Annotated in this window: 10 protein-coding genes; 5 read left to right on the top strand and 5 right to left on the bottom strand. The window is 72.2% G+C overall.

Annotated features, from left to right (window positions below; translation table 11 throughout):
- Positions 1 to 27: 27 nt before the first annotated feature.
- From ACFVTF_RS13955 to panB, 3 genes are all read right to left on the bottom strand, one after another.
- Positions 28 to 840 carry an ABC transporter permease gene (locus ACFVTF_RS13955; RefSeq protein WP_371516742.1) on the bottom strand — a complete coding sequence of 271 codons (813 nt, stop codon included), beginning with the start codon at positions 838 to 840 and terminating at the stop codon, positions 28 to 30.
- Positions 837 to 1,859, bottom strand: coding sequence for an ATP-binding cassette domain-containing protein (locus ACFVTF_RS13950; protein WP_371516741.1), 1,023 nt, complete (start codon positions 1,857 to 1,859; stop codon positions 837 to 839). The genes ACFVTF_RS13955 and ACFVTF_RS13950 overlap by 4 nt, the downstream gene beginning before the upstream one ends.
- A 151-nt stretch (positions 1,860 to 2,010) precedes the next feature.
- Entirely contained in the window at positions 2,011 to 2,880 is an 870-nt protein-coding gene (panB, locus tag ACFVTF_RS13945; protein WP_387813354.1) for a 3-methyl-2-oxobutanoate hydroxymethyltransferase, read from the bottom strand.
- A 279-nt stretch (positions 2,881 to 3,159) separates the two neighbouring features.
- Between panB and ACFVTF_RS13940 the strand changes: the two genes are divergently transcribed.
- The 3 genes from ACFVTF_RS13940 (at position 3,160) to ACFVTF_RS13930 (ending at position 6,905) form a co-directional block, all read left to right on the top strand.
- Positions 3,160 to 4,770, top strand: coding sequence for an MFS transporter (locus tag ACFVTF_RS13940; RefSeq protein ID WP_387813351.1), 1,611 nt, complete (start codon positions 3,160 to 3,162; stop codon positions 4,768 to 4,770).
- Between the two features lie 164 nt (positions 4,771 to 4,934).
- Positions 4,935 to 5,585 carry a TetR/AcrR family transcriptional regulator gene (locus ACFVTF_RS13935; RefSeq protein WP_387813349.1) on the top strand — a complete coding sequence of 217 codons (651 nt, stop codon included), beginning with the start codon at positions 4,935 to 4,937 and terminating at the stop codon, positions 5,583 to 5,585.
- 450 nt (positions 5,586 to 6,035) lie between these two features.
- The gene (locus tag ACFVTF_RS13930; RefSeq protein WP_363580978.1) at positions 6,036 to 6,905 is read left to right on the top strand and encodes an endonuclease/exonuclease/phosphatase family protein; all 870 of its coding nucleotides are present in this window, start codon (positions 6,036 to 6,038) and stop codon (positions 6,903 to 6,905) included.
- Positions 6,906 to 6,920: 15 nt separating this feature from the next.
- Here ACFVTF_RS13930 and ACFVTF_RS13925 read toward each other — a convergent pair whose 3' ends face one another.
- Positions 6,921 to 8,675, bottom strand: coding sequence for an NAD+ synthase (locus ACFVTF_RS13925; protein ID WP_387813346.1), 1,755 nt, complete (start codon positions 8,673 to 8,675; stop codon positions 6,921 to 6,923).
- 163 nt (positions 8,676 to 8,838) lie between these two features.
- On the opposite strand from ACFVTF_RS13925, the gene glnA reads away from it, so the two are divergent.
- A complete protein-coding gene (glnA, locus tag ACFVTF_RS13920; protein WP_063347345.1) occupies positions 8,839 to 10,200 on the top strand; it encodes a type I glutamate--ammonia ligase in 1,362 nt (453 codons plus the stop codon).
- 165 nt (positions 10,201 to 10,365) lie between these two features.
- Entirely contained in the window at positions 10,366 to 11,583 is a 1,218-nt protein-coding gene (locus tag ACFVTF_RS13915; RefSeq protein WP_387813342.1) for a hypothetical protein, read from the top strand.
- Here ACFVTF_RS13915 and ACFVTF_RS13910 read toward each other — a convergent pair.
- Entirely contained in the window at positions 11,550 to 12,734 is a 1,185-nt protein-coding gene (locus ACFVTF_RS13910; RefSeq protein ID WP_387813339.1) for an acyltransferase family protein, read from the bottom strand. The two genes, ACFVTF_RS13915 and ACFVTF_RS13910, sit on opposite strands and share 34 nt — an antisense overlap.
- Positions 12,735 to 12,809 lie beyond the last annotated feature (75 nt).

Below are 12,809 nucleotides of genomic sequence, written 5' to 3'. Positions count from 1 at the left end.
TCCCCCGCGGAGGGCCGGCGGCCGTTCTCAGGTCCGCTTGCGGAAGCGGGCGACGGCGAGCGGCGCGAAGATCGCGGTGGTGGCCACCGACCAGATCAGCACGACCATCACCGGGTGGGCCAGCGGCCCCTGGCCGTTGAGCAGGGAGCGGGAGGCGTCGGCGAGCGCCGACAGCGGGTTGACCTTGGTGAAGGCCTGGAGCCAGCCCGGCATGGTGTCGGTCGGCGCGAAGATCGAGCTGCCGAACTGCATCGGCATCAGGACCAGCATGGCCACGCCCTGGACGGCCTGGGCGCTGCGCAGCGCCATGCCCAGCAGCATCGAGACCCAGACGATCGACATGCCGAACACCAGCGACAGGCCGACCGCGGCCACGACCTCCAGCGGACCGGTCTTCACCTCGAAGCCGATGCACATCGCGAAGCCGATCAGGATCACGAAGGAGAGCAGCGCCCGGCAGGTCTCGGCGGCCATCTTGGAGAGCAGGACGGAGGCCCGGCCGATCGGCAGGGTCCGGAAGCGGTCCATCACGCCGGTCTGGAAGTCGCTGTTCAGGCCGGTGCCGACGGCCATCGCGAGGGTGAGGCCGGTCTGCCCGAGGAGGCCGGGGATCATGTACTGCTTGTAGGAGTCCTGGTTGCCGGAGACGGCGCCGCCGAAGACGTAGACGAACAGCACCGTGAAGATGACCGGCATCAGCACGGCGTCGAACATCGACTCCGGGTCGGCCTTGATCCGCATCAGGTTGCGGCGGGTCAGTGCGCCGACGTGGCGGAAGGTGCCGGACAGGCCGATCCGGGAGTCCTCCACCCGGGCGGGGGCGATGGTGGCGGTGGTCATGCGACGGGCTCCTTGGCGAGGCTGGGGGCGGCGTCCGCGGTGTCGGCGGGCTTGCCGGTGATGGCGAGGAAGACCTCGTCGAGGCTGGGCACCTTGGTGTCGATGCCGGCTATCGCGAAGCCGCGGGCGCCGAGCACCCCGATGACGGTGGTCAGCTGCTCGTCGTTGGTGATCGGCACCGCGAGCAGGCCGGTGTCGGTGGAGACGGTGGCGCTGGTGATGCCGCGGTCGTGCAGGCATCGGGCCATCTCGGGCAGCTCGGCCGGATCGGCGGCGCGGATCTGGAGGGTCTGGCCGCCGACCTTGGCCTTGAGCTCGGCCACGCCGCCGTTGGCGATCACCCGGCCGCGGTCGATGACGGTCAGCTCGTCGGCGAGCTGCTCCGCCTCCTCCATGTACTGGGTGGTGAGCAGCACGGTGCTGCCCTCGGCGACCATCCGCTGGACCTCGTCCCAGACCTCGTTGCGGGTGCGCGGGTCGAGGCCGGTGGTGGGTTCGTCCAGGTAGAGCACCTTGGGGCGGCCGATCATGCTGGCGGCCAGGTCGAGGCGGCGGCGCATGCCGCCGGAGTAGGTCTTGGCGGTCCGCTTGGCGGCCTCGGTGAGCGAGAAGCGCTCCAGCAGCTCGGCGGCCCGGGCCTTGGCCTCGCGGCTGGGGAGGTCGAGCAGCCGGCCGATCAGGTAGAGGTTCTCGTACCCGGAGAGGAGTTCGTCGACGGAGGCGTACTGCCCGGTGAGGCCGATGGTGCGGCGCAGCTGCTTGGGCTGGCGCAGGACGTCGTAGCCGCCGACGAACGCGGTGCCGGCGTCGGGCTTGATCAGGGTGGAGAGGACCCGGACCAGGGTGGTCTTGCCGGCGCCGTTGGGGCCGAGCACGCCGAGCACGGTGCCCTCGCGGACGGTGAGGTCGACCCCGTCGAGGGCCTTGGTGGTGCCGTAGTGCTTGACGATGCCGCGGACTTCGACGGCGTTGCCCGCGGCGGTCCCCCGGTCGTTCGGGGCGGTGGCGATTCGTGTCATGCCCCCAGGTTGTCCGGCCCGGCTGTCAGCGGGCTGTCATGAGGGGGCCGGGCCAGGCGCCGCGCTGTCAGACCGCTGTCACCGGGGGAGCGGGCACACGGCAGCGGCCCCGCTCCCGGGCGGGGGAGCGGGGCCGTCGGGGGGGCGGGACCTAGTGGAAGCTGTGCTCCGCCGCCGGGAAGGCGCCGCCGCGGACGTCCTCGGCGAAGGCGCGGGCGGCGTCGCCGAGGACGGTCCGCAGGTCGGCGTACTGCTTGACGAACTTGGGCACCCGGCCCGCCGTCATGCCGGCCATGTCGGTCCAGACCAGGACCTGGGCGTCGGTGTCGGGCCCGCCGCCGATGCCGACGGTCGGGATGGCCAGCTGCTCGGTGACCTGGGCGGCCAGCTCGGCCGGCACCGCCTCCAGCACGACGGCGAAGGCGCCCGACTGCTGGACGGCCTTGGCGTCGCGCAGCAGCTGGTGCGCCGCCTCGTCGCCGCGGCCCTGGACGGGGTAGCCGCCGAAGGCGTGCACGGACTGCGGGGTGAGGCCGATGTGCGCCATCACCGGGACGCCGGCCTCGACCAGCAGCTCGATCGAGCGGGCGCTGCGCTCCCCGCCCTCCAGCTTGACCGCGCCGACCCCGGCCTCCTTCATCAGCCGGGCCGCGTTGCGCATGGCCTGTGCGGGGGACTCCTGGTAGGAGCCGAACGGCAGGTCGGCGACGATCATCGCGCGCTTGGTGCCGCGGACGACGGCGGCGGAGAGCATCACCATCTGATCCATGGTCACCGGCACGGTGGTCTCGTAGCCGAGGTGGCAGTTGCCGGCGGAGTCGCCGACCAGCAGGACGGGGATGCCGGCCTCGTCGAACACCCCGGCGGTGAGGGCGTCGTAGGCGGTGAGCATCGACCACTTCTCGCCGCGCTGCTTGGCGGTGGCGAGGTCGCGGACGGTGATGCGGCGGTTGGTGACCCCGCCGTAGAGGGTGGCGGTCGCCGCCTGGTTCTGGGCAGGCGAAGGCGAAGAAGCGTTCATCGAACGGACTCCTGAAGGGTTGTCGTCTCGTGGCGCCGTACGGCGTCCCCGGATCACCTCCATGCTTGCACGCCCCGGCGTGGGCGCAAAGGGGCGTGCAGGCGCGCGGGTGCGATCTGCGGCACACCGGGGGCCGCCGGACGGACGGGCTTTGCCGCGTTTTTACGAAACGGATTCGTCTCGTATCGAAATGGTCGCTACGCTGGCTCCGGGGGGTTACGAGACGACCATGGCTCGGAATTGCCCGCCAGTGCCACACCATCACGGACGGGAAGACCAATGACCACCGCAGCCGCGCCGCCCCGCGTGCCGGAAGCCATCCACCGTCGGCGCTGGGCGATCCTCTGCACCCTGGTGCTCGCCCTGCTCGTCGTCGTCCTCGACAACTCGATCCTCAACGTCGCGATGAAGACCATCGCGACCCCCGCGCCGGTCGGCCTCGGCGCCAGCCAGAGCGACCTGGAGTGGTCGATCAACTCCTACACCCTGGTGTTCGCCGGGCTGCTCTTCACCTCCGGCCTGCTCGGCGACCGCTTCGGCCGCAAGCGCGCGCTGCTCGGCGGCATGGTGGTCTTCGGCATCGCCTCGCTGCTCTCCGCGATGGCCGCCTCGCCCGGTGAGCTCGTGGGCTACCGCGCCCTGATGGGCGTCGGCGCCGCGCTCGCGATGCCCGCCACGCTGGCCATCATCATGAACGTGTTCGAGCGCTCCGAGCAGCCCAAGGCGATCGGCATCTGGGCCGGCGCGGTCGGCCTGGCCATCGCCATCGGCCCGATCACCGGCGGCCTGCTGATCGAGCACTTCTGGTGGGGCTCGGTCTTCCTGGTCAACGTCCCGATCGTGATCGTCGCGGTGATCGCGATGATCGTCCTGGTGCCCGAGTCCAAGGACCCGAACCCCGGCAAGCTCGACCCGATAGGCGTGCTGCTGTCGATCATCGGCCTGGTCGCGCTGATCTACGGCATCATCAAGGGCGGCGAGCTGGCCGACTTCACCGCCGCCGAGGCCTGGGTGCCGACGCTGGTCGGCGTGCTGGCGCTGGCCGCCTTCGTCTGGTTCGAGGGCCGCACCCGCTTCCCCGCGCTGGACGTCACCTGGTTCCGCAACAAGGTGTTCAGCGCCTCCGTCGTGGTCGTCGGCGTGGTCTTCTTCGCGCTGATGGGCGTCTCCTTCTTCGGCGTCTTCTACATCCAGAGCGTGCGCGGCTACAGCGCGCTCCAGGCCGGCCTGCTGATGCTGCCGCTGGCCGTCGCCCAGCTGCTGTTCGCGCCGCGGGCCCGGCTGGTGGTCGACCGCTTCGGCGTCGCCGCCACCGCCGCCGTCGGCATGCTGCTGATCGCGGTCGGCTTCGTCGGCTACACCCTGCTGGGCGTCGACACGCCGATCTGGGTGCTGGTCGTGCTCGGCCTGCTGATGGGCACCGGCATGGCGCACGTCATGCCGCCGGTCACCGTCGCGATCATGGCCTCGCTGCCCCGCGAGAAGGCCGGCGCGGGCTCGGCCGTCAACAACACCTTCCGCCAGGTCGGCGGCTCGCTCGGCGTCGCCGTGCTCGGCGCGGTGCTCTCCACCGTCTACCGCGACGGCATGACCGACACGCTCAACCAGCTGCCCGACGACCTGCGCGGCAAGGCCGGCGAGTCGCTGGAGGCCACCCTGGCCATCGCCGAGCGGATGGGCCCCAAGGGCGCCGCGCTGATCGGCCCGGCCGACGACGCCTTCGTCAGCGCCATGCACGTGGTGGCCTCGCTCTCCGCGGGCATCACGGTGGTCGGCGCGCTGATCGCCTGGTTCCTGCTGCCGCGCCGGTCGGCCGCCCCCGGCGGCCCGGCCGGGAAGGCCGCCGAGCAGTCCGACCAGAGCCGCAAGGCCGTGGCCGCGGACGCCTGACCTGCGATCGCCCTGAGCGACAATGGCCCTGTCACCCGGGTGAACCCCCGGGCGGCAGGGCCGAGGTCCAGGACGGCGGCCGCCACCCGGCCCCGTCCACGGACCACCATCGGAAACGGAACGGCGCCCGTGCGCCACGCGGACAGCGAGGGAGTACAGCGGGGATGAAGACGGACACCCCGGCCGCCGGGGCCGGACAGCCCTGCGCCGCCGTACGCCGCGGCCGCCCGCGCAGCGAGGCCGCCGAGCAGGCCATCTTCGCCGCTGTCGAGGACCTGATGGCCGGCGGCACCGCGCTGTCCGAGCTCACCATCGAGGGCATCGCCGCCGCGGCCGGCGTCGGCAAGGCCACCATCTACCGGCGCTGGCCCAACAAGGAGGCCCTGCTGGTCGACGTGGTCAGCCGGCTGGAAGTCGCGATGCCCGTGCCGACCGACGGCACCGCCCGGGACCACCTGATCGAGATGATCGACTACATGCGCCGGCGCGGCCTCGCCAAGCGCTCCCGCTGGGTGCTCAAGGCCGCCCTCGGCCAGATGCAGGGCCTGCCCGACCTGCACAGCGCGTACCGCGACCGGGTGATCAAGCCCCGCCGGGAGGCGGGTCTCACCCTGATCCGCCGCGCCATGGACGAGGGCGTGCTGCGGTCCGACCTCGACGTCGAGCTGCTCGGCGACATGCTGATGGGCCCGATCCTGTACCGCAGCATCCTCTGGGACGACTCCGACCTGGAGGACCCGGACCTGGCCCGCCGGATGGTCGACTCGCTGCTCGAAGGCCTGGCGCCGCACGCGGCCTCCGGCTCCCGCGGCTGAACGCGCTCCCGCGCCCCGGCCCCCGCGCCCCGGCCCCGCACCTGCGGCGACCTGCACCGACCCGCGTCCGACCTGCACCGACCCGTGTCCGGCGTGGCCTGGCTCACCAAACCGGGCCACGCCGGAACCCGCTCCGACGGCCCCGCGTCTGTCCCGGCATAGGCTGAGCCGGGTATCCGATCAAACCGGCACCAGTCCGGCACCCGCCCGTACCGCACGGGCCGGACACCGGACCGGCGACGGCACGAACAACGGGAGCCACGGATGACGCAGGCGGACAGGACCGACCGGAGCACGGCCGGGCCCTGGGGCGAGGCGGGCACCCCGGCCCCCGCGGGCCGTCCCGGAGGGTTCCTGGGCCTGCGGCACTGGGGCCGGGACGGCCGCGGCGCCACCACCTGGCGGCGCGGCCTGGTCATCGCGGTGCTGGCCGTGCTCGCCGCCCTGCTGATGGCCCTCCACGCCGACGTCCCCAACAGCGCCGGCAACCTCGGCAGCCTGCTGGAGACCTTCCTGCCCTGGATCGGCCTGGCCGTCCCGGTGCTGCTGGTCCCCGCGCTGCTGCGCCGCTCCGCCACCGCGCTGATCGCGCTGCTGCTGCCCGTCGCCATCTGGCTCAACCTGTTCGGCGGCCTGCTCAGCGACAAGAGCGGCGGCACCGGCGATTGGACGGTGGTCAGCCACAACGTCGCCGCCGCCAACCCCGACGTGCCGGGCACCGTCCGCGGCCTGGTGGCCTCCGGCGCCCAGATCGTCGCCCTCCAGGAACTGGCCGGCAAGCCGCTGCGCGACTACGAGAGCGGGCTCGCCGAGGCGTACCCGTACCACGAGGTGGAGGGGACGGTCGGCCTCTGGTCGAAGTACCCGATCAGCGGCGTCTCGCCGGTGGACCTCAAGATGGGCTGGACCAGGGCGTTCCGGGCCCAGGTCGCCACCCCGCAGGGCCCGGTCGCGGTGTACGTCGCGCACCTGCCGTCGGTGCGGCTGAAGGCCGAGGGCGGCTTCACCGTCGACCAGCGGGACGTCAGCGCGCAGGCGCTCGGCGACGCGATCCAGGCCGAGCCGGTGAAGAAGGTGCTGCTGCTCGGCGACCTCAACGGCACCATGAACGACCGCAGCCTGGCGCCGGTCACCTCGCAGATGCGCTCGGCCCAGGGCGCCGCCGGGGACGGCTTCGGCTTCAGCTGGCCGGCGTCCTTCCCGATGGCCCGGATCGACCAGATCATGAGCAAGGGCGGCCTCGCGCCGGTCGACTCCCGCACCCTGCCCCGGGACGGCAGCGACCACCTCGCGGTGGCCGCCACCTACCGGTTCAACTAGGGGTTCTCTCCTGGCTCAGCCCCGCCGCCAGCGGTTGGTGATCGGCAGGCGGCGGTCCCGGCCGAAGTTCTTGACCGAGATCTTGGGGCCCGGCGGGTACTGCCGCCGCTTGTACTCGGCGGTGTCGACCAGCCGGACCACCCGGTCCACCACGGCCGGGTCGAAGCCGGCCGCGACGATCGCGTCCCGCCCCTCGTCGCCCTCGATGTAGCGGGCCAGCACGCTGTCCAGCAGGTCGTAGTCGGGCAGCGAGTCGCTGTCCTTCTGGTCCGGCCGCAGCTCGGCCGACGGCGGCTTGGAGATGGTGTTCTCCGGGATCGGCGGCACCTCGCCGCGCCGCTCGGCCTCCTCGTTGCGCCAGTGGGCCAGCCGGAAGACCAGCGACTTGTAGACGTCCTTGATCGGCCCGAACGCGCCCACCGAGTCGCCGTACAGGGTCGAGTAGCCGACGGCCAGCTCGCTCTTGTTGCCGGGCGCGAGCACGATGTGCCCCTCCTGGTTGGAGATCGCCATCAGCAGGGTGCCGCGCAGCCGGGACTGCAGGTTCTCCTCGGCCAGGCCGGTCAGCTCGGTCGCGCCCAGGTAGGCGTCGAACATCGGGGCGATGGAGACGGTGCGGTAGTGCAGCCCCGTCCGGCGGGCCAGCTCGGCCGCGTCGTCCCGGGAGTGCTGCGAGGAGTAGCGGCTGGGCATCGAGACGCAGTACACGTTCTCGGCGCCGATCGCGTCCACCGCGATGGCGGCCACCAGCGCCGAGTCGATGCCGCCGGAGAGGCCGATCAGCACCGACCGGAAGCCGTTCTTGGTGACGTACGCCCGGGTGCCGGAGACCAGCGCGGCCCAGATCTCCGCCTCGTCGGACAGCCGCGGCGCCACCTCGGGGGCCGGGGTGTCCGCGGGCGCGGCCTGCGGCTCGCCGCCCAGCTCGGTGCGGACGAGGTGCAGGCCGTCGCTCAGCAGCAGCCCGTCGGTGTGGTCGCCCCCGGCGGCCGGCAGGTCGAGGTCCAGCACCAGCAGGTGCTCCTCGAACTGCGGGGAGCGGGCCAGCACCTCGCCGTCCGCGCCGACCACGATCGAGTCGCCGTCGAAGACCAGCTCGTCCTGGCCGCCGACCATGTTGACGTAGGCCAGCGGGCAGCCCGCCTCGGCGGCCCGGCGCCGGACCAGCTCCAGCCGCTGGTCGTCCTTGTTCCGCTCGTACGGCGAGCCGTTGACCACCAGCAGCAGCCCGGCCCCGGCCTCGCGGGCCGCGGTGACCCGGCCGCCGTCCTGCCAGATGTCCTCGCAGATGGCCAGCGCGACGTCCACTCCGTGCAGCCGCAGCACCGGCAGCTGCTCGCCCGGGACGAACCAGCGGTACTCGTCGAACACGCCGTAGTTGGGCAGGTGGTGCTTGGCGAAGCGGGTCACCACCTCGCCCCGGTGCAGCACGGCGGCGCAGTTCTGCGGGGAGCCGGCCGGGCGGCCGAACCTCGGCGAGGCGTGCTCGGAGCGCCCGAGGTAGCCGACCACCACCGGCACCTCGCCCAGCCCGTCGGCGGCCAGCCGCCCGGCCAGCTCGACCAGCGCGCCCCGGGACGCCTCGACGAAGGAACTGCGCAGGGCGAGGTCCTCGACGGGGTAGCCGGTCAGGGCCATCTCGGGGAAGGCGACCAACTGGGCGCCGGCCTCCACGGCCTGCCTGGTCCAGCGCACCACCTCATCGCTGTTGCGGGCGATGTCACCGACCCAGGGGTCGATCTGGCTCAGGGCGAGACGGAGATTGGGCATGCCTCCGAGTGTAATCGTCGATCTGACGCAATGTGCTGCCCGGGGGGTCGGCCCGGGGTCCGGACTGCCGTCCCGCGCGGTGATCGGCCATGATGGGGGCAGTCGCGTCCGGGGGTCTTCCGGGCGTAACACGAGCGTAAAGAGCAGAGGTGAGACTGTCCCCATGGGCAAGCAGCAGCAGTTCGTGCTTCGGACGCTTGAGGAGCGTGACATCCGGTTCGTCCGGCTGTGGTTCACCGACGTGCTCGGGTTCCTGAAGTCGGTCGCGGTGGCTCCGGCCGAACTGGAGCAGGCCTTCGAGGAGGGCATCGGCTTCGACGGCTCGGCGATCGAGGGCTTCGCCCGGGTCTACGAGTCCGACATGATCGCCAAGCCGGACCCGACCACGTTCCAGATCCTGCCGTGGCGCTCGGAGACCCCCGGCACCGCCCGGATGTTCTGCGACATCCTGATGCCCGACGGCTCGCCGTCCTACGCGGACCCCCGGTTCGTGCTCAAGCGCACCCTGGAGAAGGCCTCCGCCCAGGGCTTCACCTTCTACACCCACCCCGAGATCGAGTTCTTCCTGCTGAAGAACCTGCCCGGCGACGGCACCCCGCCGATCCCCGCCGACCAGTCCGGCTACTTCGACCACACCCCGCGCGGGGTCGGCCACGACTTCCGCCGACAGGCCATCACCATGCTGGAGTCGATGGGCATCTCGGTGGAGTTCTCCCACCACGAGGGCGCCCCCGGCCAGCAGGAGATCGACCTGCGCTACGCCGACGCGCTGTCCACCGCCGACAACATCATGACCTTCCGTCTGGTCATGAAGGAGGTCGCGCTGGAGCAGGGCGTGCACGCCAGCTTCATGCCCAAGCCGTTCTCCGACCACCCCGGCTCGGGCATGCACACCCACCTGTCGCTGTTCGAGGGCGACCGCAACGCCTTCCACGAGACCGGCGCCGAGTACCAGCTCTCCAAGGTCGGCCGCTCCTTCATCGCCGGCCTGCTCAAGCACGCCGCCGAGACCGCCGCCGTCACCAACCAGTGGGTGAACTCCTACAAGCGGATCTGGGGCGGCTCCCAGCGCACCGCCGGCGCCGGCGGCGAGGCCCCGTCCTACATCTGCTGGGGCCACAACAACCGCTCGGCGCTGATCCGGGTGCCGATGTACAAGCCCGGCAAGCAGGGCTCCACCCGGATCGAGGTCCGCTCCCTGGACACCGGCTGCAACCCGTACCTCGCGTACGCCGTCACCCTCGCGGCCGGCCTCAAGGGCATCGAGGAGGGCTACGAGCTCCCGCCGGGCGCCGACGACGACGTCTGGGCGCTGACCGACTCCGAGCGCCGCGCCCTCGGCATCCAGCCGATGCCGCAGAACCTCGGCGAGGCGATCGACCTGATGCAGCGCAGCGAGCTCGTCGCCGAGACCCTCGGCGAGCACGTCTTCGACTTCTTTTTGCGCAACAAGCGGCAGGAGTGGGAGGAGTACCGCTCCGAGGTGACGCCGTTCGAGCTGCGCAAGAACCTCCAGGTGCTGTGAGCGCCTGAGGATCCCAAACACCTCCGGGCCCGCTGTCGTTCGATCGGATGACAGCGGGCCGTCCGCTGGGGTGGATCGTTTCCCCAATGGCGGTATGTGAAGATCCTGTGACGGACGGTTGTGGTCCGATGGGCGTGCTCGTCCGTTCCGTCCCGAGAGGATCCCATGCCCTCCTCCGCTGTCAGCCGCGCCGCCGCGGCCCGCCTGCTCGCCCGCCGGGCCGTCGTCGCGGGCGCCGCGCTCGCCGCCGTCGCGAGCCAGCTGCTGGTCACCCCGACCGCCGACGCCCGTGGCTCCGGCTCCGGCTCGGCGAACCCGCGCCCGCGCGCCGAGACCATCGCCGAGAACCCGCTGCCGTTCACCACCCGCTTCCAGGGCGACTTCCACGGCTCCGTCACCAGGATCAGCAACTCGCTGATGACCTGTGACGAGACCAAGGCGCCGCTCGACCCGGAGCAGCCGCCCTGCGAGGACGCCCGCAAGGGCCTCGGCAGCATGCCGATCAACAACAAGTACGAGATGAAGTACATCAACATCGACCCGGGCTCCATCGGCCCGCTCGGTGACCCGATCTACTCCGCCAGCTCCGCCGACCTCGGCCTGATCGACGGCTCCAAGGTCAAGTACGCCCGGCTGTACTGGGGCGGCACCCGCGGCATCGGCGAGACCGTGCTGCCGGAGAACCAGATCGACGAGGTGTACCTCAAGGTCCCGGGCGAGAAGCAGTACCGGGACATCGCCAACGACCAGCCGTCCATCGGCTACATCACCACCGACGTGGAGAGCAGCTACCAGGCCTCCGCCGACATCACCGACCTGGTCAGGAACGCCGGCAACGGCACCTACACCGTCGCCAACATGGACTCGGTGGTGAAGCCGCACAGCTGGGGCGGCTGGACGATCGTCGTCGCGTACGAGAACGACTGCAAGCCGATGCGGCACATCCACCTGTGGGACGGCTTCCAGGTCGAGCTGCCGGACAGCCCGACGCGGCAGATCAAGCTCACGGGGCTGCAGACGCCGCAGAGCGGCCAGCTCCACGGCAAGCTCGGCTGGGTGGTCTACGACGGCGACCTCAAGTGGACCGGCGACACCCTGTCGGTCAAGTCCACCAACGGGCCCGAGACGCTGTTCTCCGACATCAACCACCCGCCGAACGACGCCTTCAACTCCACCATCGAGGAGCTGGTCCCGGAGGACCAGTTCGTCCGCAACCCGTACAACCGCAACAACTTCGGCTACGACTCCAACCGCTGGGACATCTCGCCGTACCTGCGCAACGGGGACACCGACCTCACCGCCACCTTCAACACCCAGAAGGACGGCTACGACATCGGCGTCTTCTACGCCTACGTCAACCTGGACGGCTCCCCCGACGCCTGACCGGCCGCCGTCCGGCGCCGCTGCCGACCCACCCGCACCGCGCGGGCCGGCAGCGGCGCCGCCGCGTTCCCGCCGGGCCGGCGCGGCGAGCCGCGCAGCAGCCGCTCGCACGGCCGCTCCACCCAGCGGTACAGGCCCGCCGCCACCGCCAGCGACCCCCCGGCCAGCAGCAGCCAGACCCCGAGCGCCGCCGCCCCGGGCGCCGGGCGGCCCAGCTCGGCGAGCCAGCAGCGGATGCCGATCTCGTGCACCAGGTACCAGGCGTAGGACCACTCGCCGAGCCGCACCGCCGTCCGCCCGGCCAGACCCCGTCCGCCTGCTGGTCGGAGGGCCGCACCGGTCGTGTCCCGCTGGGCCGCCGCCACCAGCAGCGCCGCGAACAGGGCCGCCGGCACCAGCTGGGAGGCGCTGTACGGGCCCCACCACAGCGCGTCCGGGACGGCCGCGTGCCAGGGCGCCAGCAGCAGGTGCCAGCCCGCCACCGCCGCGGCCGCCGCGCCCAGCCGCACCCGGGGGAGCAGCCCGTGCCGCACCGCCAGCCCGACCGCCACGCCGAGCACGAACTGCGGGGTACGGGTCAGCGGCAGGTAGTCCAGCAGCCAGCCGCGCACCGTCGGATCGGCCGGCAGCAGCGGGCCCGCCGCCCACAGCGCCGGGCCGAGCGCCGCGCACACCGCCGCCACCGGCAGCCAGGCCCGGCGGCGCGGCGCCAGCGACCGCAGCAGCAGCGGGAACAGCAGGTAGAACCAGGCCTCGGCGCCCAGCGACCAGGACGCCGGATTGCCGCCGTACACCGTCGCCTGCGCCCACGGGTGCACCAGCACCAGCGACCAGAGCGTGGCCGCCACCGGCAGCGCCGTGCCGATCGCGACGTCCGCGCCCAGCGACAGCACGGTGCTCAGCACGTGCAGCGGCCAGATCCGGGCGAACCGGCGGCGGGCGAACGCCCCGGCGGGGACGGGCGAGCCGCCGTACGTCCAGGCCAGGACGAAACCGGACAGGACGAAGAAGAACGTCACCCCCGAGCGCCCGTACCAGGCGAACGGGTCGAGCACCGGCAGGCCGCCGACCTTGCGGGACAGGTGGTAGAGCACCACCAGCAGGGCGGCCCAGAAGCGCAGCCCGGTGAGCGAGGGCAGGCGGCTGGGCATCGGCGCTCCGGGACGGGACGGGATGGGACGGGATGGGACGGGAGATGGGACGGGATGGGACGGGCAGGACGGGGT

The sequence above is a fragment of the Kitasatospora sp. NPDC057940 genome (genome assembly GCF_042887425.1).
Lineage (GTDB): Bacteria > Actinomycetota > Actinomycetes > Streptomycetales > Streptomycetaceae > Kitasatospora.
This window is presented reverse-complemented; position numbering and strand designations above follow the sequence as displayed.

What these genes read in the sequence shown, in the direction of transcription:
- ACFVTF_RS13955 (WP_371516742.1), bottom strand. Translation starts at nt 840, where the DNA reads ATGACCACCGCCACCATCGCCCCCGCCCGGGTGGAGGACTCCCGGATC.
- ACFVTF_RS13950 (WP_371516741.1), bottom strand. Translation starts at nt 1,859, where the DNA reads ATGACACGAATCGCCACCGCCCCGAACGACCGGGGGACCGCCGCGGGC.
- panB (WP_387813354.1), bottom strand. Translation starts at nt 2,880, where the DNA reads ATGAACGCTTCTTCGCCTTCGCCTGCCCAGAACCAGGCGGCGACCGCC.
- ACFVTF_RS13940 (WP_387813351.1), top strand. Translation starts at nt 3,160, where the DNA reads ATGACCACCGCAGCCGCGCCGCCCCGCGTGCCGGAAGCCATCCACCGT.
- ACFVTF_RS13935 (WP_387813349.1), top strand. Translation starts at nt 4,935, where the DNA reads ATGAAGACGGACACCCCGGCCGCCGGGGCCGGACAGCCCTGCGCCGCC.
- ACFVTF_RS13930 (WP_363580978.1), top strand. Translation starts at nt 6,036, where the DNA reads ATGGCCCTCCACGCCGACGTCCCCAACAGCGCCGGCAACCTCGGCAGC.
- ACFVTF_RS13925 (WP_387813346.1), bottom strand. Translation starts at nt 8,675, where the DNA reads ATGCCCAATCTCCGTCTCGCCCTGAGCCAGATCGACCCCTGGGTCGGT.
- glnA (WP_063347345.1), top strand. Translation starts at nt 8,839, where the DNA reads ATGGGCAAGCAGCAGCAGTTCGTGCTTCGGACGCTTGAGGAGCGTGAC.
- ACFVTF_RS13915 (WP_387813342.1), top strand. Translation starts at nt 10,366, where the DNA reads ATGCCCTCCTCCGCTGTCAGCCGCGCCGCCGCGGCCCGCCTGCTCGCC.
- ACFVTF_RS13910 (WP_387813339.1), bottom strand. Translation starts at nt 12,734, where the DNA reads ATGCCCAGCCGCCTGCCCTCGCTCACCGGGCTGCGCTTCTGGGCCGCC.